Origin of the sequence: Bradyrhizobium sp. B039, assembly GCF_038965675.1 — a bacterium.
Lineage (GTDB): Bacteria > Pseudomonadota > Alphaproteobacteria > Rhizobiales > Xanthobacteraceae > Bradyrhizobium > Bradyrhizobium diazoefficiens.
In genome coordinates this window covers 2,547,332-2,566,319 of record NZ_CP152416.1, presented here as the reverse complement: position 1 = coordinate 2,566,319, position 18,988 = coordinate 2,547,332, and the positions used below count along the sequence as shown (strand labels likewise).

Annotated in this window: 16 protein-coding genes and 1 pseudogene; 12 read left to right on the top strand and 5 right to left on the bottom strand. The window is 64.1% G+C overall.

Annotation, left to right across the window (positions count from 1 at the left end; genetic code table 11):
- Positions 1 to 60: 60 nt before the first annotated feature.
- The 11 genes from AAFG50_RS12175 (at position 61) to AAFG50_RS12125 (ending at position 10,935) form a co-directional block, all read left to right on the top strand.
- Complete coding sequence (locus AAFG50_RS12175) at positions 61 to 384, top strand: Dabb family protein (RefSeq protein WP_028175559.1); 324 nt, start codon at positions 61 to 63, stop codon at positions 382 to 384.
- Positions 381 to 1,460 (top strand): maleylacetate reductase, encoded by a 1,080-nt coding sequence (locus AAFG50_RS12170; protein ID WP_028175560.1) that lies wholly within the window; start codon positions 381 to 383, stop codon positions 1,458 to 1,460. Before AAFG50_RS12175 ends, AAFG50_RS12170 begins: the two co-directional genes overlap by 4 nt.
- Positions 1,461 to 1,464: 4 nt before the next feature.
- Positions 1,465 to 2,838: an amidohydrolase family protein gene (locus AAFG50_RS12165; protein ID WP_028175561.1), complete on the top strand. Its 1,374-nt coding sequence runs from the start codon at positions 1,465 to 1,467 to the stop codon at positions 2,836 to 2,838.
- Positions 2,839 to 2,859: 21 nt separating this feature from the next.
- On the top strand, positions 2,860 to 3,762 hold the full coding sequence (locus AAFG50_RS12160; RefSeq protein ID WP_028175562.1) for an NAD(P)-dependent oxidoreductase: 903 nt from the start codon (positions 2,860 to 2,862) through the stop codon (positions 3,760 to 3,762).
- Between the two features lie 15 nt (positions 3,763 to 3,777).
- The gene (locus tag AAFG50_RS12155; protein ID WP_028175563.1) at positions 3,778 to 4,662 is read left to right on the top strand and encodes an intradiol ring-cleavage dioxygenase; all 885 of its coding nucleotides are present in this window, start codon (positions 3,778 to 3,780) and stop codon (positions 4,660 to 4,662) included.
- 60 nt (positions 4,663 to 4,722) lie between these two features.
- Complete coding sequence (locus tag AAFG50_RS12150; protein WP_028175564.1) at positions 4,723 to 6,117, top strand: FAD-linked oxidase C-terminal domain-containing protein; 1,395 nt, start codon at positions 4,723 to 4,725, stop codon at positions 6,115 to 6,117.
- On the top strand, positions 6,114 to 7,637 hold the full coding sequence (locus AAFG50_RS12145) for a sugar ABC transporter ATP-binding protein (protein WP_028175565.1): 1,524 nt from the start codon (positions 6,114 to 6,116) through the stop codon (positions 7,635 to 7,637). The genes AAFG50_RS12150 and AAFG50_RS12145 overlap by 4 nt, the downstream gene beginning before the upstream one ends.
- The gene (locus AAFG50_RS12140; RefSeq protein ID WP_011085461.1) at positions 7,630 to 8,580 is read left to right on the top strand and encodes an ABC transporter permease; all 951 of its coding nucleotides are present in this window, start codon (positions 7,630 to 7,632) and stop codon (positions 8,578 to 8,580) included. Before AAFG50_RS12145 ends, AAFG50_RS12140 begins: the two co-directional genes overlap by 8 nt.
- The gene (locus AAFG50_RS12135; RefSeq protein ID WP_011085460.1) at positions 8,577 to 9,554 is read left to right on the top strand and encodes an ABC transporter permease; all 978 of its coding nucleotides are present in this window, start codon (positions 8,577 to 8,579) and stop codon (positions 9,552 to 9,554) included. Before AAFG50_RS12140 ends, AAFG50_RS12135 begins: the two co-directional genes overlap by 4 nt.
- A gap of 42 nt (positions 9,555 to 9,596) precedes the next feature.
- A complete protein-coding gene (locus AAFG50_RS12130) occupies positions 9,597 to 10,571 on the top strand; it encodes a sugar ABC transporter substrate-binding protein (RefSeq protein ID WP_028175566.1) in 975 nt (324 codons plus the stop codon).
- Positions 10,572 to 10,647: 76 nt separating this feature from the next.
- On the top strand, positions 10,648 to 10,935 hold the full coding sequence (locus AAFG50_RS12125) for a YciI family protein (RefSeq protein WP_011085458.1): 288 nt from the start codon (positions 10,648 to 10,650) through the stop codon (positions 10,933 to 10,935).
- 498 nt (positions 10,936 to 11,433) lie between these two features.
- Here AAFG50_RS12125 and AAFG50_RS12120 read toward each other — a convergent pair whose 3' ends face one another.
- From AAFG50_RS12120 to AAFG50_RS12100, 5 genes and pseudogenes are all read right to left on the bottom strand, one after another.
- Positions 11,434 to 11,784 carry a hypothetical protein gene (locus AAFG50_RS12120; protein WP_162185823.1) on the bottom strand — a complete coding sequence of 117 codons (351 nt, stop codon included), beginning with the start codon at positions 11,782 to 11,784 and terminating at the stop codon, positions 11,434 to 11,436.
- A 91-nt stretch (positions 11,785 to 11,875) separates the two neighbouring features.
- On the bottom strand, positions 11,876 to 12,250 hold the full coding sequence (locus AAFG50_RS12115) for a hypothetical protein (protein WP_028175569.1): 375 nt from the start codon (positions 12,248 to 12,250) through the stop codon (positions 11,876 to 11,878).
- 583 nt (positions 12,251 to 12,833) lie between these two features.
- Positions 12,834 to 13,058, bottom strand: coding sequence for a hypothetical protein (locus AAFG50_RS12110; protein WP_131234236.1), 225 nt, complete (start codon positions 13,056 to 13,058; stop codon positions 12,834 to 12,836).
- A gap of 213 nt (positions 13,059 to 13,271) precedes the next feature.
- Positions 13,272 to 13,886 (bottom strand): annotated as a pseudogene (locus tag AAFG50_RS12105) (transporter); the annotation flags it as partial.
- Positions 13,887 to 13,905: 19 nt separating this feature from the next.
- The gene (locus AAFG50_RS12100; protein ID WP_011085453.1) at positions 13,906 to 14,979 is read right to left on the bottom strand and encodes a transporter; all 1,074 of its coding nucleotides are present in this window, start codon (positions 14,977 to 14,979) and stop codon (positions 13,906 to 13,908) included.
- A gap of 666 nt (positions 14,980 to 15,645) precedes the next feature.
- Between AAFG50_RS12100 and AAFG50_RS12095 the strand changes: the two genes are divergently transcribed.
- A complete protein-coding gene (locus tag AAFG50_RS12095) occupies positions 15,646 to 18,144 on the top strand; it encodes an arylsulfatase (RefSeq protein WP_028175571.1) in 2,499 nt (832 codons plus the stop codon).
- Positions 18,145 to 18,988: the final 844 nt, after the last annotated feature.

The window sequence follows — 18,988 nt, the reverse complement described above, 5'->3', positions numbered from 1 at the left end:
GTATCCCGCAAGCCAAAATGGGTCCAACACAAGCAAGATGACAGGCGAGGAAACTGGGAAATGTCGGGCCGGATCAGGCACATCGTGATGTGGCGGCTGCGTGGGGAGACCCCCGAGGAGCGGTCCGCCGCCCGGGCCAAGGTCAAGACCCTGTTCGAGGGCCTGCGCGGCCGGATCGACGGCCTCACCCATATCGAAGTCGGCCTCGACGTCAGCGCTGTCGATTACGCCTGCGACGTCGTGCTGTTCTCCGAATTCACCGACCAGGCCGCGCTTGCGGCCTACGCCACCCACCCGGAGCACCTGCGCGTGCGCGAGGCGCTTGGCGACTTGCGGATCGGCCGCTTTCAGGTCGATTATCCCATCAAAGAGACCGGCGCATGATCGGTTCGTTCACCTTTGAAAACCTGCCCTGCCGCGTCGTGTTCGGCAGCGGAACGTTGGCTAGTGCCAAGGCCGAGGTGGAGCGACTCGGCGGCAAGCGCGCCCTGGTGCTGACGACGCCGCAGCAGGAGGCGCAGGGCAAGAGCTTAGGGACCGCGCTCGGCCCGCTTTATGCCGGCATCTTTCCGGGTGCGACCATGCATACGCCGGTTGACGTTACCGAACGGGCGCTCGCGGCGATGAAGGCGTGCGATGCGGATTGCGTGGTCTCGCTCGGCGGCGGATCCACGACGGGCCTCGGCAAGGCGCTCGCCTTGCGCACCGGCGTCAACCAGCTCTGCATCCCCACCACCTATGCCGGCTCGGAGATGACGCCGATCGTCGGCCAGACCGAGAACGGCCTGAAGACCACGGTACGCGATGCGGCCGTGCTGCCGGAGACCGTGATCTACGACGTCGATCTCACCTTGACGCTGCCGGCGAGCCTGGCTGCGACATCAGGCATCAACGCGATCGCGCATGCGGTCGAAGCGCTTTATGCGCGCGACACCAATCCCGTCACCTCGCTGATGGCGGAAGAAGGCATTCGCGCGCTCGCGCGTGCCCTGCCCGCCATTGCCGCCAGAAGCGACGATCGCGAGGCCCGCACCGAGGCGCTCTATGGCGCTTGGCTGTGCGGCGTCTGCCTCGGCACGGTCGGCATGGCGCTGCATCACAAGCTCTGCCACACGCTCGGCGGCACCTTCGATCTGCCGCACGCCGAGACGCACACCATCGTGCTGCCGCATGCGCTGGCCTACAACGCCCCCGCCGTGCCCGAGGCGATGGCGCGCGTCGCGCGCGCGATCGGCGCGGCCGATGCGTCGCAGGGACTCTACGAGCTCGCAAAGCGGCTGGGTGCAAAACTGGCGCTACGCGATGTCGGCATGCCCGAGAGCGGCATCGACAAGGCGGCCGATCTCGCCGTCACCAACGCCTACTGGAATCCGCGGCCGCTCGAGCGAGGCGCCATCCGCGACCTGATCGCGCGCGCCTGGGCCGGCGAGCCGCCTGTTACCACCAAAGCTGTGGCTTGAAGCGATGCGCCGCACGCTGATCAGATCCGCTACCATCATCAGCATGGATGATGCGATCGGCGACCTCCGCACCGGCGACGTGCTGGTCGAAGGCAGCCGCATCGTTGACGTGCGGCCGTCGATCGACCTCGGCAGCGGCGCGGCCGAGACCGAAATCGTCGACGGCAAGGGGCGCATCGTCATCCCCGGCCTCGTCAACGCGCATATGCACACCTGGCAGACGGGCTTACGCGGCTATGCCGCGAACTGGACGCTGCTCGAATATTTCCGGCGCATGCACGCCGGGCTCGCGACCGTGTTCCGGCCCGACGACATCTACATCGCCACGCTGGCCGGCGCGCTGAACCAGATCAATTGCGGCACCACCACGCTGGTTGACTGGTGCCACAACAATCCGACGCCCGATCACACCGATGCCGCCGTGCGCGGCCTGATCGAGAGCGGCATCCGCGCCGCGTTCTTCCACGGCTCGCCGAAACCGGAGCCGAAGCCCGGCGAGCCGCATTTCTCGGAAGTGCCGCATCCGCGCCGCGAGGTCGAGCGGCTGCTCGCCGGCCCCCTCGCCGACCGCGACGGTCTCGTCACGCTCGGGCTTGCGATCCTCGGTCCGCATTATTCGACGCTCGACGTCGCCATGCACGACTTCCGCCTGGCGCGGGAGCTGAAGCTGATCGCTTCGATGCACCAGGGCGGCGGTCCGGCCAAGACGCCTGATGGCTGGGAGAAGTTGATCGCGGCCGGCCTCGTCGGTGCCGGCGTCAATATCGTCCACGGCAACGATCTGCCCGACGATCTCCTCGACCGGATGGTCGATCTCGGCGTGTCGTTCTCGGTCACGCCCGAGAACGAGATGATCCAGGGCCACGGCTTCCCGATCACGGGACGCCTGCTGAAGCGCGGCGTCCGGCCGACGATCGGCATTGATCTGGAATCCGTGCTGGCCGGCGATCTCTTCTCCGCCGCGCGCGTCGCGCTGTCGATGCAGCGGGCACTCGACAATGCGGAGTCGCGCCGGGACAGCGGCACCATTCCTGCGACCACCACGATCCCCGTGCGCGAGGCGCTGCGCTGGATCACGATTGAAGGCGCGCGCATGCTCGGCCGGGAGAGCCAGATCGGCTCGCTGACGCCGGGCAAGCTCGCCGACCTCGTCATCATCAACGCATCCGATCTCAATCTCGTCCCGGTGCACGATCCCGTCGCGACCGTCACGATGCAGACGAGCCTCGCCAACATCGAGGCCGTCATGATCGGCGGCGCGTGGAAGAAGCGGAACGGCCGGCTTCTGGTCGAGGGACTGGAGGCGAAGAAGGAGCTGCTGGCGCAATCGGGCCGGCGGCTGGTGCAGGATATCGAACGACAGGGACGCGCCGCCTGAAGGCGCCAATGGACAACAACAATGACTGACGCTTCAAGGAATGTAGCCTTTATCGGAATCGGCAAGATGGGCCTGCCGATGTCGCAGCTCGTCGCCAAGGCCGGCTATGCCGTCACCGCGTTCGATCGGAGCGCGGCACGGACCAACGAGGCGCGAACACAGGGCATTTCGATCGCCGCCTCACCGGCCGAGGCCGTAAGCGGCAAGGAAGCGATCATCACGTCGCTGCCGGACGACGCAGCCTTGCGCGGCGCGTTGCTCGGTCCAACCGGCGTCATCGCCGCGATGGCCCCCGGAGCCGTTCTGATCGAGACCAGCACCGTGAGTGTCGAGGCCTCCACCGAAGTTGCGGCCACCGCGCAGGCGCGCGGCGTCCTCTATCTGCGCGCGCCGGTCTCCGGCAACGCCAGCATCGTCCACACCGGCGCGCTGACCTGCTTCGTCTCGGGCCCGAAGGACGCCTTCGAAAATTCAAAGCCGCTGTTCGCCGCCTTCACCCGCGCCCAGACCTATCTCGGGCCCGGCGAGGAAGCCCGTTACGCCAAGCTCGCGGTCAATCTGATGATCGCGGTGTCGGCCGCAATGATGGCGGAGAGCCTGGCGCTGGCGCGCAAGGGCGGCATCGCCTGGCAGGACATCCTGAAAGTGCTCGACGACAGCGCGGTGGCCTCGCCGATGGTGAAGTACAAGACCGCGCCGCTTCGAACGCGGGATTTCGAATCGACCTTCTCCTGCAAGCAGATGGCCAAGGACCTCGATCTCATTCTCGGCGCCGGCCACGCCGTCGGCGTGCCGCTGCAGCTCGCGGCGCAAGTGCGCGAGACCTATGGCTCGCTGGTCGCGCAGGGCGACGGCGAGGCCGACTTCATCGCGACCGTCAAGCATCTCGAGCGGCTGTCCGGCCTCGGCGAACCGAAGCTCTGATCAACGGAGACACCCATGCGTAACTTCAACGAGACCACGATCACGGAGGCGGTGCTGGAGCGGATCGCAGGCGCAACCGATCCGCGCATCAAGCAGGTCAGCGAGGCGCTGGTGCGCCACCTTCACGCCTTCGTCCGCGAGGTCCGCCCGACCCAGAAGGAATGGGAATACGGCATCGACTTCCTGACCCGAACCGGCCACATGTGCGACGACAAGCGCCAGGAGTTCATCCTGCTGTCGGACACGCTCGGCGTCTCCATGCTGGTCGACGCGATCAACCACCCGGTGCCGGAAGGTGCGACCGAGACCACGGTGCTCGGCCCGTTCTTCGTCCAGGCCGCGCCGGAGAAGGACATCGGCGCCGACATCTCCGGTCCCATGGAAGGCGATCCCATGCTGGTCACCGGCTCGGTCTCGACCGTCGACGGACGTCCGCTGGCGGGCGCCGTCGTTGACGTCTGGCATTCCGACGATGACGGCTATTACGACGTGCAGCAGCTCGACCAGATCGGCAATCTCGCGATGCGCGCGCGCTTCCACACCGACGCCAATGGCCGCTTCCATTTCTGGTCGATCAAGCCGGCCGCCTATCCGATCCCGCATGACGGCCCGGTCGGCGAGATGCTGGAGGTGCAGGGCCGCCATCCCTGGCGTCCGGCGCATGTGCATTTCATGATCTCGGCGCCCGGCTTCGAGCAGCTCGTGACCCATGTGTTCGTCGCCGGCGACAAATATCTCGACAGCGACGTGGTGTTCGGCGTCAAGGACAGCCTGATCCGCGAGTTCGTCCGCCACCCGGCCGGGCGTGCGCCGGATGGTCGCATGGTGGACACCGACTATTTCCATCTCAACTACGATTTCGGCCTGAAGCAGGTTGCGAGCAGCGCAAGAGCCGCCTAAGCCGAACCACAACGCAGCGGACCGGCAAGAGTCCGTCATCGGGGCAGACAGGGAGCAAGGATGGGACCGCGGGTCAGCACAGGAGCATTGGCCGATCGCCTCACCGGCATGATCGGCCCGCGCGCGAGCGTCGCGCGCGGCGTGCTCGATCAGCACGGCCAGAGCGAGTCGCATTATCGCAATTTGCCGCCCGACATCGTCGTCTTTCCTGAAACCACGCAGGAAGTGGTCGACATCGTGAAGCTGTGCGCAAGCGCGGGCATGCCGATCGTCCCGTTCGGCGCCGGCACCTCGCTCGAGGGCAATGCGGCTTCGGTCGCCGGCGGCGTCTGCTTCGACTTCGCGCGCATGAACAAGGTGCTGGCCGTGCACGACAGCGACATGGACGTCGTGGTGCAGCCCGGCATCACGCGAAAGCAGCTCAATGCGGAGCTGCGCGGCACCGGTCTTTTCTTCCCGATCGATCCGGGCGCCGATGCCTCGATCGGCGGCATGACATCGACGAGGGCCTCCGGCACCATGGCGGTGCGCTACGGTACCATGAAGGACAACGTCATGGCGCTGGAGGTGGTGCTGGCCGACGGGCGCGTGATCCGGACCGCCAGGCGCGCCCGCAAATCGGCCGCCGGTTACGACCTGACGCGCATGTTCGTCGGCGCCGAAGGCACCCTCGGGCTCATCACCGAGATCACGTTGAAGGTGCATCCCGTGCCGCAGGCGATCTCGGCCGCGGCTTGCAGCTTCGACACCCTGCACAATGCCGTGGACACCGCGATCTCCGTGATCCAGTCCGCGATCCCCGTGGCGCGCATCGAGCTGCTCGACGACGTCATGATGCGCGGCATCAATGCCTACGCAAAGCTCGGCTATCGCGAGGCCCCGACCCTATTCTTCGAATTCCACGGCTCCGAGGCCTCCGTCGCCGAGCAGGCCGAGGCCGCAGAGGCGATCGCCGCCGACCATGGCGGTCATGGCTTTGCCTGGGCCAAGGCGCAGGAAGACCGCAGCCGGCTCTGGCACGCCCGCGACAACACGCTCTATGCGGGCCTGGGCCTCCGGCCCGGCGCGCGCGCCGTGATCACCGATGTCTGCGTGCCGATCTCGCGGCTGGCGGAATGCCTGACCGAGACGCGACGCGACGCGGACGAGCACGGCTTCACCGCGCCGATCGTCGGCCATGTCGGCGACGGCAACTTCCACATGCTGATCCTGATCGATCCGGCAAAACCGGACGAAGCTGAGGGCGCCAAGGCGCTCCAGGCCCGCATGGTCGCCCGCGCCATTGCCATGGACGGCACCTGCACCGGCGAACACGGCATCGGGCTCGGCAAGATCGACTATCTCGCTGACGAGCTCGGCGAGGCCGTGGATGTGATGCGAGCGATCAAGACCGCGCTCGATCCTGATGGACTGATGAATCCCGGAAAGATCTTTGCGGGCGGAGCCAAGGCATGAGCGACGCGCTTCCGATCGAGGTCACCTCACCCACGCCGCTGCTCGAGCTGCGCGGCATCAGCAAGGAGTTTCCCGGCGTCAAGGCGCTGGATGACGTGTCCTTTGCCGTCTTCCCCGGCGAAGTCCATATGCTGCTGGGGGAGAACGGCGCCGGCAAGTCGAGCCTGATGAAGGTGCTGTGCGGCGCCTACCGCGCCGATGCCGGCGAGTTCTACTACAAGGGCGAGAAGGTCGCGATCGGCTCGGCCGCGGATGCACAGAAGCTCGGCATTGCCGTGATCTTCCAGGAGTTCTCGCTGGTCCCCCATCTCGACATCGCCCAGAACATCTTCCTCGGCCGCGAGCCGAAGGGCCGCATCCCCGGCACGATCGACCGGAGCAAGATCCTCGCCGACGCCAAACGCGTGCTCGGCACCATCGGCTTCGACATCGATCCCTCCACGATCGTGGACAAGCTCGGGGTGGCGCAGCAGCAGATGGTCGAGATCGCCAAGGCGATCAGCCAGAACGCACGCATCCTCGTCATGGACGAGCCGACCGCGGCGCTGTCCGACCGCGAGACCGAGCTCCTGTTCGCGCTGATCGCGCGGCTGAAAGCCGACGGCGTGTCGATCGTCTATATCTCGCACCGCATGGCGGAGGTGTTCGCGCTCGGCGATCGCATCACGGTGCTGCGCGACGGCCGCCGCATCGACGGCGTCCGCCCGGCCGACGTCACGCCGGACCAGCTCGTCCGCATGATGGTCGGACGCACCGTCGACATGACCTATCCGCGCAATTTCGCCGACAAGCCCGGCGAGGTACTGCTGCAGGTCAAGGGCCTGAGCTCCTCGACCGGGATCTCCGACATCAACATCGAGGTGCGCCGGGGCGAGATCGTCGGCCTGTGCGGCCTGGTCGGCTCCGGCCGCAGCGAAGTCGCGCGCGCCATCTTCGGCGCCGATCCCGTCAGCTCCGGCGAGATCATCTTCGACGGCAAGACCATCTCCGGCGAGCCTGATCTCGCCGCCCGCCGCGGCATCGCGCTGATCCCGGAGAGCCGCAAGAGCGAGGGCCTCGCTCTGCTGCGGTCGGTGAGCGACAATCTGGTGGTGTCGGCGCTGCGAAAACTGTTCCCGAGCGGACTGTTCGACCAGCGTTCGGCGCAGCGCACGGCCGACGGCCTGATCCGGCAGCTGAGGATCGCGACGCCCAGCGCGCGCCAGACCGTCGGCCTGCTCTCGGGCGGCAACCAGCAGAAGGTCGTGATCGGCAAGTGGCTGGCCGCCGGCTCGAAGCTCTTCATCTTCGACGAGCCGACGCGAGGCATCGACATCGGCGCCAAGTCCGAGATTTTTGCGCTGATCGACCGCCTGGTCGCGGAAGGCGCCGCCGCACTGATGATCTCGTCCGAGCAGGTCGAGATCTGCCATGTCTGCGACCGCGCCTATGTGATGCGCGAGGGCCGCATCGCGGGACACCTGACGCGCAACGAACTGACCGAGGAGAACATCGTGCGACTGGGGATGCATCATGCGTGAAGCTGCGGTCGTTTCCGAGCCCAATCCGCTGCAACGCATTCCCGGCGTTGCCATCGTGCTGGTGCTGCTGATCGCGCTGTTCAGCGCGATCGCACCCGGATTCCTGTCGGTCGCCAACCTCTCCAACGTGCTGGTGCAGTCGACCATCCTCACCATGCTCGCGCTGCCGATGACCCTGATCATCATGACCGAGGGGCTCGACCTGTCGATGGGTGCGGTGCTGACGCTGACCTCGCTCTGTGTCGCGATCGTATCGCTCGCAACCAAGTCGATGCTCTTGGGCTTAGGTGCCGGCCTGCTGGTCGGCGCCGCCTTCGGCACCGTCAACGGCTGGCTGGTCGCCATTCTCGGCATTCCGCCCTTCGTCGCGACGCTCGGCACGCTCGGCATGGCCCAGGGCCTGTCGCTGATCGTCAGCGACGGCCAGAGCGTGGTCGGCATTCCCCACAGCGTGCGCGACATCTACTCGGCGACGCTGCTCGGCGTGCCCGTGCCGATTGTGATGGCGCTGGTGACTTACGCCGCGTTTCACGGCCTGCTCTATCACACTCGCTTCGGCACCTACATCTTCGCGCTCGGCGGCAACCGCGAGGCGCTGCGCTATGCCGGCCTCTCGCCGAACAAGCTGCTGATCGCGGTCTATGCGCTCGGCGGCGCCATGGCCGGCATCGCGGGCCTGTTGATGACCGCGCGGATGAATTCAGGTCATCCGACCGCGGGCCTCGGCCTTGAATTCGATGCGATCGCAGCGGTCGCGGTCGGCGGCACCTCGTTCGAGCGCGGCAATGGCTGGCTGCTTGGCACGTTGCTCGGCGTGATCGCGGTCGGCGTGCTTCGCAATGGACTCAACCTGATCTCGATGCCTTCGTCGGTGCAGGTCGCAAGCGTCGGCGTCCTCGTCATCGTCGCTCTGTTCCTCGACGGCCTGCGGAGCCGCGCATGACCGACATCACCAAGGAGGCGATCGTGCCGCCCCGCTCCTTCCTGTCGCAGGACGCGATCCAGGTGTTCTATCGCCTGCTCGCGGCGCTGCTGATCTGCGCAGTGCTTGCCGTGCTCAGCGATTCCTTCCTGAGCCTCGGCAACATCCTCAATGTGCTGAGGCAAGCGAGCCTGACCTTCTTCATCGCCTCCGGCCTGACGCTCGTGGTGCTGACCGCGGGCCTCGATCTCTCCGTCGGCGCCAATGTCGCGCTGTCGGCCTGTATCGCCGGAACCGTGATCCACAAGACCGGCTCGCCGGCACTCGGCATCCTCACCGGCCTTGCCTGCGGCGGCATCGTCGGCCTTCTCAACGGTGTCATGGTCACCGCGCTGCGCATCCCCTCCTTCATCGCGACCTATGGCATGCTCTGGGTGCTGAACGGCCTCACCTACTGGTACATGGCGGGCGAGACCCTTCACGGTTTTCCGGCAGGCTTCCGCCAGATCGGCAGCGGCTATCTGTTCGGCCTGCCGATCCCGGTCTACCTGCTGCTGGTCTTCCTCGGCATCGGAACGCTGTTTGCCCAGCGCACGATCTGGGGCCAAGAGATCTACGCGATCGGCGCCAATCCGGTCGCGGCGCGGCTCTCCGGCATTCCGGTCGCGCGGCGCCTGCTGCTGGTCTATGCCGTCTCCGGCACCATGGCGGGGCTCGCCTCGATCATCTTCCTGTCGCGGCTCAATTCGGCCGAGGCCGACATCGGCGAGAGCCTGACGCTACCGGCAATCGCGGCCGTGCTGATCGGCGGCACCTCGCTGTTCGGCGGTGTCGGCACCGTGTTCGGCACCTTCATCGGCGCGTTGATCCTGACGCTGGTGCTGAACGGCATGAACCTGCTCTCGGTCAGCGCCAACTGGCAGCCGCTCGTCACCGGCGTCATCGTCATCCTCGCGGTCTGGCTCGACATGAAGACCCGCCGCCGCGCGCAATGAGTTCCTAGAGTTCCAACAAGCAAAATGAGGGATGGAGGCAACATGAGACTGAAACTGGGCTATCTGGCGCTGCCGCTGCTGATGGCGGCCGCGATCACCACCGAGGTGCGTGCCGACGGCGAGACCATCGCCGTCTTCACCAAAAACCAGACCAACCCGTTCTTCCAGACGGTGCGGGTCGGCGCCGACAACATGGCGAAAGCGCTGAACGCGAAGACGCTGCAGTACATCCCGACCAAGCCGGACTCGATCCCCGAGCAGCTCAGCCAGATCGAGGACGTCGTGGTGAAGAAGCCGAGCGCCATCGTCTTCACGCCGGTGGACTACAAGGCGATGGTGCCGGGGGTCGAGAAGATCAACGAAGCCAAGATCCCCGTCGTCAACATCACCGACCGCTCGGCCGGCGGAAAATTCCTGTCCTTCGTCGGCGCCGACGATTACAGCCTTGGGCTGGAAACCGCACGCTTCCTGCTCAAGACGCTGGGTGGCAAGGGCAACATCGTCATCATCGAGGGCGTCAAGGGCTCCCTGACCAATGTCGACCGCGTCCGCGGCTTCAACGACGCGCTGAAGGAAAGCGCGGGCGCCAAGCTGCTGGCCTCGCAGCCCGGCAACTACCAGCGGCTCCAGGCGCTCCAGGTGATGGAAAACCTGATGCAGTCGAATTCGCAGATCGACGGCGTGCTGGCCGCCAACGACGCCATGGCGGTCGGTGCGATCGAGGCGCTCGACGGCGCCAACCGCAAGGCGCAGGTGATCGGCATCAACGGCACCAAGGAGGCGATCGACGCGATCAAGTCCGGCAAGCTGCTCGCGAGCGGCGATTACAACGGATTTGCGCAAGGCTGCCTCGGCACCATGATGGCGATCCGCTCCTTGCGCAGTCAGCCCGTCATCGGCGAGATCGTGCTGAAGCCGACCGTCATCACCAAGGACAATTTCCAGCCGTTCGACGTGCCGCTGGAGCAGCGGACCTGCCCGACCTTCGAGGACGCCGGCAAGCTCGGCGCCAAGTAACCCAACCGATCATCACAAGCACGGACGGCCGCACCCGCGGCCGTCCCAAGAAGACCAAGACATAAACGGAGACACCATGCTGTTCGCCATTCATGCCATCGACCGCACCGGCGCGCTGCCGACCCGGCTCGCCAATTACGACGCCCACAAGACCTTCCTCAGCGACACCTCGCGCTTCGGCGTCAAGATCGTGATGTCGGGGCCGCTCGTCTCCGACGACGGCGCAACCATGATCGGCAGCCTGTTTCTGATCGAGGCGCCGGGCCGAGCGGAGGTCGAAGCCTTCAACCGCGCCGATCCCTTCGCCGCGGCCGGCATCTGGGACAAGGTCACGATCACGGGCTTTCTACGCCGCCAGGGTTGAGCGGCCTCGGCAACACTGCACCAGGCACGCGCAGTCGTCATATTGACATCTCTGATGTGCCTTGCTGCTCGTGCCGTTATTCGGTGAATAGATCAGATTTCGATCGTTTGCGCTGCCTAGCGACAGACCCATACTCCGTTCACCAGCACACGGGCGCATGCCGGCGCCACGACGGTGGCCGCAGCGCCTGCCGCTACCGCGCCGCCCACGACAGCGCGGCGCGTGGTCCGTCGCGCGACTCCGGCAACACTTGCGGGCGTCGCCGGCCGTCCCACCCTCGCCTGCGCGCTGTCGACCGAAAATGACAGACCACGCTCGTGCGACCATTGCACGGAACCGATCGCGGCGACGGCAATAATGGCAGCTCCAAAGCACCAGTTTCTGCAGGTATGTTTCATGGTCGACCTCCTTCTTCCGTTGTTGAATCGCTATTCGTTTCGAGTCTTGCGCCCAACAGCGACGGGCGCACCGATGGCGAAATTTGCCACCTGCCGTCTCTTACCGGCGAGAGCGCGGCGGTGGCGGGACGGGCCCCAAATCGCGCTGCCAGATGGTGCCATTGTCGAACTGAATGAGCATGCCATCCGGCGAATAGACCGCACTCTGGCTGAATGCGTCGATCCAGATCCGGGTTGCCGGCCAGTACCAGTCGGGCCACGCGCGGGACGGCTGCCCCGCTTCCGTCAGGAGATTAAGTTCAGTCCCGTTTTGGGTAATGTAAGCCGGCAAATTTCCCTGGCACATTCGGACACATTTGTAGATGCCGGTCAGGTTGATCGACTGGGCTGACACAGGAGTCGGCGCAAGCGCAGCTGTCATCACGGCGACAACGATCGGAAAATGTTTCATACAAATCACTCCTTCGTTCAAATGATCAGGAGAGCCCCTGTCGAATGGGCTTCCAATAAAAGCGAGTTGCGCTCCGCGAGCGAGCGCCGGATCACTGCGAATTTCGGTTCTTGCTCGCTCCTCTCAAACGCGGTGCCGTCGTGGGCGACTTCACCCACTCCGCCATTTGGATACAGGTGAGAAGATCGACATAGCTCGGACTTCCGCCGGCCGAGGCTTCCCCTTCGCAGCTATCGCGAAGGGGATTTGGCGCAGCGCTCCACACCGTGCTGAGCTGTTGCCGCGCAGCCAACTCATCGCGCATGCAGTCTGCGAAGCTCTGGGAAAGGGCAAGCCCCATTGCCTTGTCATCAGCCGTGGTCGCCTGGCACGTCGCCTCTACCTTCAATTCGGGGACGCGATCGGAGACGGGCATCACGAGCAGTTGGGTCCCGAGGAGCGCTGCGGATAATGCTGCCATCGTCATCTTGACCTCCTTCAAACTCTATCAAATGCCCCCCTGAACTGCCACCACGAGGCACCGCGCTAGAATTGCCCCGGTTGAGCCGGGGGACCGGGCCAATCGGATCGCAGGTTGCTCCGGTTGTTGCGATCGAAGAGGTCTTGCCTGCAGATGAAGCCGTTCCCGCAGCTAACCGCCGGAGGAGCAGGCCGGCGAACATCGGCGGCCGCCGCGATCTTTGCGTGCGGCGCCTTGGCGAGGGCGGCCGTGACCAGGACAACCTCAAGCCCGCAAAGGACGGTAAGCAAGCACGTCTTCTTCATGGGATCAGCGCTCCTTTGCTGGCCGGGCGCAGGCGGTAAACCGACCGCGCCGGTCAAACGGCCCGTCGTTCGGTAACAAGGCGGATGGGGATAGTCGCCGGAGCGAGTGCTGTGCCCGCGATTGCGACGGACGAAACACGGTGCGGGCACGTGATGCAGCAAGAGACATGTGAACTCTCCGGCACTCGGCGAACGTCGGGCATAACGGGGCACGACGTTACGGGACCGGCCTTGATCCAGATCAAGCTCACGTCGGCGTTCCCGCATTGCGCAGGGCGCGAGAGCTACGCCACTCCGTCGCGCGCTACGTGCGGCTCGTTCGAGGGGGAGTGGCGATTTCGTCGACCAGGGGGAGGCTCGTGGCTGACGTCGCTCAGCGCCGGAAACTCTCCGACCAGCCTTGCGAAATAAGCTCTCAACAGGCGATCGAAAGTCGACTTTGCTTCGCCGACGTCGCGGCCCTCAAGGCCGAGGTTTTCGGCAGTCCCACCCAGTACTTGTTGCGCCATGGCCTGCCTCCTCGAAGCAGTACACGCCCGGATGCCCTTTTTTCCTAGTTGTCAATAATCGATGAGCCGCGATCAATCGGTTTGATCCATCTCAAACGACTCGCGCTCTTGAATGGGAAGCAAAGGCCGACCGCCCATGGGCGTCAGCCTTGATGATGCGCGCAACAGGTGTTGCCGCTGGTCTCCAGAGAGATCGTCAGCGCGATGTGGGTACTACTTTGTAGTCATCCGCTTCGGTGGCGCGGTCGGCGCAGGCGCTGCCGGCGAGATGACAAACGTCACCCAGGCATTCCAGCCGTCGGGCCGGTTTTCCGCGGCAAATTCCTTGTTGGCCTTCAGGTTCAGATAGCCCTGCATGTCGCCAACCGGAAAGATGAACCCGACTTGCCGGCCGACGCTCGCGACCTGCGAGCGGAAGCAGCCGAGGCGATCGCCGGAGCCGCTATCGCAACCGAGCTGCTTATAGACGTAGCCCACCAGACCGACCTGGACTGGCTTGGTCAGGATTTGAGAGGCGCCCCAGTCGAAGTACATGCCGACGCCGCATTGATACTGCGTGTCAGTGTTCTTGAAATTGTAGGTGAAGCCGAGCACGCCAGAGAGTTCTTGGCCGGTCTGCGGATTGAAATCGGTGTAGCCACCGCCTGCATCGATCGTCCCATGTCCGAGCCCGATATTGGCGAGGCGCGCGGACTGGTACGCGCCGACCGGGATGTCACCCATGACGTAGGTCATATAGTTGTTGACGCCCGCATTCCAGCGCAGTGCGAACTGGGGGATCAGGTCGCCAAAGCCCGTCACTGAATCGCTGAGAGAATCGAAGCGCGATGACGAACGTAGGCCGCGTTTACTTCGTCACGATCCTTCGCGTCGGCGCGACCGTGCTGGTCGGCGCCATTGGCGACAGCGAGAAAGTCAGCCACGTATTCCAGCCAGCTGGCCGATTTTCTGCGGCAAACTCGCCGTACCCTTTCAGGTTCAAATATCCCTGCAGGTCACCGACCGGAAACAGGTATCCGATCTGAGGACCGACTCCCACCACGCGCGACCGAAAACCCCCAAGGATCGGGGGCTGACCAAAATCGTCCGTGACCTGTTGATAGTAGTAGCCGACCAGCCCGACGAAGAGCTGCTTCGAGAGAAACTGCGAAGCACCCCAATCGATGTGGAAATCGACGCCATTCCGATATTGCGTGTCAGGATTCTTGAAATTGTAGGTGAACCCGGCGACTGCGGAAAATTCGTGCCCCGCCTTCTCATTGAAATAGGTGTAGCCGCCGCCGCCGTCGATCGCGCCGTGTCCGATGCCGAGGTTAGCAAGACGGGTTGGAGAGTAGGCGCCAACAGGAATGTCGCCGGTCAAATAGGTCATGAAATTGTGGACGCCGGCGTTCCACTTCAGCGTTGCTTGCGGATACAGATCGCCCACCGAGGTGATTGAATCAGAGAGGGTCCCCGTGCGGGTCGTCACAAAGGGCCCGACCGCTGTTGTCAGCGTTCCGTCGAGGGTTGCGGCGGATCGGCCAAACAAGCCGGTGATGCCGATTGCCAATTGTCCGCCAAGTACCGGCGTGGCGAACGTGTAGGTCGGGTTGAGCAGGACAAGGTCCGCCTGCGCGTTTAAACGCAGATTCAAATCGACATTGACGTTAGCGGGGATCCGGCCGACGCGGATTTCTCTTGCCGCGGCTGCGTTACCGAAGGCCGACACGCTGGTGTGATAATAGACCTCGGCCATCGACCAGCCGGGGACCGCAGGGACTGCCGCGAGGCTGCTGAAGCGCCCCGGAAGCCAGTATGAAACGCCATCCTCGTCGGCATATGCTGGGTCGGACGAGACTCCGGCCAATGCCACAGCCAGACCGATCGTTGCGCGAATAAGCCGACAATGAGACTTTGGTTCGGATAGGTACCGCTTCATCCGCTCGTCCTCCCGCCGACGAATGACAGTGTATCGATCGGCGATTCAATGTCTTGCTCCAAGGTAACGACTTCGTCAGATTCGGCTCAACATGTTGCGCTAAAGGCACTCAGCATCGCCGCTGGCCCGTAGGATTACCGACAGCATCGTTGACCGGAGGTATCCATATCTAGGCAAGCAGCGCCCGTGTGTAGCAAGAAGACTGCAAGATAGTGCCCCTGCCAGAGGCGGCGGCCACATCGAACGCTCTTGGTTAAGTCGCTGTGACATTCGTCACGCACTCGTGCGGGATGATAAGCGAGCAAACCTCAGCCGTTTGTGTCGCTCATGTCTCCGGCATCGTTCGGGTGTCATCGAGTTGGGTCAGCGCTCGACAGCCGGATGCGATCCGAAGTAGAGTGTTCGCGCGTGTTCGGAGTATATTGCAATGGATACTCGCAAGATACTTATTGCGCTGATCGCTGCCTTCACCGTCACGCCTCCAGCATTTGCACCGCAAACATAACGCCACGAGCTGCTCAAAGCACCGCTCGCGCGCGATCCGTCTTGATCAGATTAAGACGGAAACTGCCCCGAGGTTCACGTAGGGGCTACGTACCGCCGACCAGGAGAGAAGATTTCGGCTTCCAGCCAAGTCAGATCAGTTCGGTTTTCGGGAGTTAGCCAATGATGAGCGCCTCGAACCTGCATCGCCGAATTAGTTCGCGCTTTCTGCTCGCTGCTCTCTTGCTGATGCCGTTGACAGCCCTCAACGCCAACGCCCAGCAAACCACTGGCACTCCCGGTTCGCCCGGGGCGACGACCACGATCGACGGCAGGTATCTGCCGAATCCGCCGCAGCCGTTCAGGGGCGAGATCAATCCCAACGCCGTGCAATCGAAGCCGTACTGGCCGGCGCGCATTGTCCCGCCAAAGGGCGCGCCCAATGTGCTGCTGATCATGACGGACGATGTCGGCTTTAGCGCGCCAAGCACCTTCGGCGGCGTGATCCCGACGCCGGCGCTGGACCGTATCGCCCAGACGGGTCTGCGCTACACGGCGTTCCACACCGTGGCGCTGTGCTCGCCAACGCGCGCTGCGCTCCTCACCGGCCGCAACCATCACTCCGTGGGCACTGGCGTCGTCGTCGATCAGGCGACCGGCTACCCCGGCTACAACAGCATCATCCCGCGCGACGCCGTCGCCATCGGCGAGATCCTCCGGCAGCACGGCTACGACACCTCGTGGTACGGCAAGGACCACAACCTGCCGCAGTGGGAGGCGAGCCAGGCTGGCCCCTTCCACAACTGGCCGACCGGACCCATCAAGGGCTTCGACTACTTTTACGGCTTCCCAGGCGATGACACGAGCCAATGGCAGCCGAACAATCTCTTCCGCAACACCACTCCGATCCAACCCTTCCAGGGAAATCCCGGCTGGAATCTGATCACCGCGATGGCCGATGAGGCGATCGGGCGCATCAAGATGCTGAACGACGTCCAGCCCGACCGTCCCTTCATGATCTACTACGCGCCCGGCGGCACGCACTCGCCGCACCATCCGACGCCCGAGTGGATCAAGAAGATCAGCGATTTGCATCTGTTCGACAAGGGTTGGAACGACCTGCGTGAACAGATCTTCGCTAACCAGAAACGACTGGGTGTGATTCCGCAGAACGCGCAGCTAACGGCCTGGCCGGACAGCATCCCGAAGTGGGATACGCTTTCGCCCGAGGCGAAGAAGCTCTACACCCGGCAAGCCGACGTCTATGCTGCGTATCTAGCTTACACCGACTACGAGATTGGTCGTGTCATCCAGGCCATCGCGGACACCGGCAAGCTCGACAACACGCTCGTCATCTACGTCAGCGGTGACAACGGCGCGAGCCCGGAGGGCACGCTCCATGGTCTTTACAACGAGTTCGCGGTTGCCAACGCCGTGCACCCGACGGTCGAAATGAACATGAAGTTCTATGACGCCTGGGGCTCCGACCAGACCTACCCCCACTACGCGGTGGGCTGGGCGTGGGCCTGGGATACGCCCTTCAAATGGACCAAGCAGATCGCGTCGTATTTCGGCGGCACCCGCAACGGCATGGCCATGGCCTGGCCGGCGCGAATCAAGGACGCTGGCGGCGTCCGTCACCAATTCCACCATGTAATCGACGTCGTGCCGACAATCCTCGAGGCGGTTGGCGTCCCCGAGCCGGTGACGGTCAACGGCATCGCCCAGAAGCCGATCGAAGGCGTGAGCATGGCCTACACCTGGGAAGGTGGCAGCGCGCCCAGCCGGAGGACGACGCAGTACTTCGAAATGTTCGGCAAGCGGGCCGTTTATCAGGATGGCTGGATGGCCTCGACGCCTCCGCTGAGCCCGCCTTGGGACCTCAGTTTGGCGGAGCCGCCCTCGGACGTCATGAACGCCTACCGTTGGGAGCTCTACAATATCAACGAAGACTGGACGCAGTCGAACGACCTCGCCGCCAAGATGCCGGACAAGCTGCGCGACATGCAGCAATTGTTTACGATGGAAGCTGCGAAGTACCAGGTGTTCCCGCTCGACGACACGCGTTTGACCAGGTTCATTTCGCACAAGCCGAGCTACGCTCCGGGCCGGACCCAGTTCACCTATTCGGGTGAGCTGAGCAACGTGCCGTTCCCGGAAACAGGCTCCGCGCCGAGCCTGCTGAACCGGTCGTACACGGTCACCGCCGAGGTCGACGTTCCCCAAGGCGGCGGCGAGGGCATGCTGATGACCGACGGCGGCCGGTTCGCCGGCTACGGCTTCTACCTGCTGAAGGGCCAGCCGGTGTTTACCTGGAATCTGGTCGCCCTGGAGCGCGTCAAGTGGCAGGCCAAGGAGACGCTCGCCCCGGGCAAGCACACGCTGGAGTTCGACTGGAAATATGACGGACCGGGCCTCGGCAAGGGCGGCACCGGCACCTTGAAGGTCGATGGCAAGGTGGTGGACAGCCATCCCATGCCGCGCAGTCTTCCCATAACCCTGATGTGGGATGAGACCTTCAACGTCGGCCTCGACACCGGCACGTCGGTGGATGACCAGGACTACCAGGTGCCATTCCGCTTCACCGGCAAGCTCAACAAGCTGACCGTGAAGCTCGGACCGAACGAGATGTCATCCGCGGAAAAGGAGACGGTCGCGAAGACAATGCGAGACAAGCAATAGGCGTCGAAGGCGAACGGAAGGTCCGGCCACATGATTCATGCCAAAGCTCGCGAAGGCAGGTCCCCGGTCACAGCAGGAGGGTAACGTTTACAGGACGCTTGGTGTACTGGTGCTGGCAAGCACGATGGGACTGACGACAGGGCCCGCCCAAACCGCTCAGGAAACGCCGCAGAGCATGCTCGCGGCGCAGATACGCATGCAAGGCTTTGCCTGTGACAAGCCACTCGGTGCAGTCAGGGATCGACAACGATCAAAGCCCGACCGCGCCGTGTGGGTGCTGAAGTGTGGCAACGCGACCTACAGGGTCAGCCGTGCGCCCGACATGGCTGCAAAGGTCGAGCCGCTGCGGTGAAGACCTCGCGCCTGGTCATGAGAAAAACCAAAGCAATCCCTGCCGCCGTTTTGGGAAGTGCCTTTTCGTCTCTCGTCTTTCCGGAGGCAGTTGCCAACCACATCCATAGGGCCACACGGCTTGCGCACAACCGAGCCCCGGGTCACGAGGATCGATTTGCTCGAGACGATCGCTCTTGATTGCAAGCCGGTGCTTCGCAGGAAGCTTCTGCCAGGACGCCAACGAAATTGCTGCAACCAAGGTGATCGCGAGCACGGCACCGGCGACGGGATGATTGAGCTTGTGGACGCGCATAGCGGGTCGCTGTCGATCCGGGGGGAAGGTCAAGAAAGCTTGCCCTTGGAAGTGTGCGACCCTGAAATTTCGTCCCGTTGATTTCGCTCAAGGTCCGTCGTTCGGCCGTCCGGTACACGATGGCGAGTGTGAGCGCGTTCTGCTCTCCAATGTGCTGGCGTGTTGCAGATGCTTGACCCGCGTGGCACCGGTAAACCC

What these genes read in the sequence shown, in the direction of transcription:
- AAFG50_RS12150 (WP_028175564.1), top strand. Translation starts at nt 4,723, where the DNA reads ATGGGACCGCGGGTCAGCACAGGAGCATTGGCCGATCGCCTCACCGGC.
- AAFG50_RS12165 (WP_028175561.1), top strand. Translation starts at nt 1,465, where the DNA reads ATGCGCCGCACGCTGATCAGATCCGCTACCATCATCAGCATGGATGAT.
- AAFG50_RS12170 (WP_028175560.1), top strand. Translation starts at nt 381, where the DNA reads ATGATCGGTTCGTTCACCTTTGAAAACCTGCCCTGCCGCGTCGTGTTC.
- AAFG50_RS12135 (WP_011085460.1), top strand. Translation starts at nt 8,577, where the DNA reads ATGACCGACATCACCAAGGAGGCGATCGTGCCGCCCCGCTCCTTCCTG.
- AAFG50_RS12120 (WP_162185823.1), bottom strand. Translation starts at nt 11,784, where the DNA reads ATGAAACATTTTCCGATCGTTGTCGCCGTGATGACAGCTGCGCTTGCG.
- AAFG50_RS12125 (WP_011085458.1), top strand. Translation starts at nt 10,648, where the DNA reads ATGCTGTTCGCCATTCATGCCATCGACCGCACCGGCGCGCTGCCGACC.
- AAFG50_RS12110 (WP_131234236.1), bottom strand. Translation starts at nt 13,058, where the DNA reads ATGGCGCAACAAGTACTGGGTGGGACTGCCGAAAACCTCGGCCTTGAG.
- AAFG50_RS12175 (WP_028175559.1), top strand. Translation starts at nt 61, where the DNA reads ATGTCGGGCCGGATCAGGCACATCGTGATGTGGCGGCTGCGTGGGGAG.
- AAFG50_RS12095 (WP_028175571.1), top strand. Translation starts at nt 15,646, where the DNA reads ATGATGAGCGCCTCGAACCTGCATCGCCGAATTAGTTCGCGCTTTCTG.
- AAFG50_RS12160 (WP_028175562.1), top strand. Translation starts at nt 2,860, where the DNA reads ATGACTGACGCTTCAAGGAATGTAGCCTTTATCGGAATCGGCAAGATG.
- AAFG50_RS12100 (WP_011085453.1), bottom strand. Translation starts at nt 14,979, where the DNA reads ATGAAGCGGTACCTATCCGAACCAAAGTCTCATTGTCGGCTTATTCGC.
- AAFG50_RS12155 (WP_028175563.1), top strand. Translation starts at nt 3,778, where the DNA reads ATGCGTAACTTCAACGAGACCACGATCACGGAGGCGGTGCTGGAGCGG.
- AAFG50_RS12140 (WP_011085461.1), top strand. Translation starts at nt 7,630, where the DNA reads ATGCGTGAAGCTGCGGTCGTTTCCGAGCCCAATCCGCTGCAACGCATT.
- AAFG50_RS12115 (WP_028175569.1), bottom strand. Translation starts at nt 12,250, where the DNA reads ATGACGATGGCAGCATTATCCGCAGCGCTCCTCGGGACCCAACTGCTC.
- AAFG50_RS12145 (WP_028175565.1), top strand. Translation starts at nt 6,114, where the DNA reads ATGAGCGACGCGCTTCCGATCGAGGTCACCTCACCCACGCCGCTGCTC.
- AAFG50_RS12130 (WP_028175566.1), top strand. Translation starts at nt 9,597, where the DNA reads ATGAGACTGAAACTGGGCTATCTGGCGCTGCCGCTGCTGATGGCGGCC.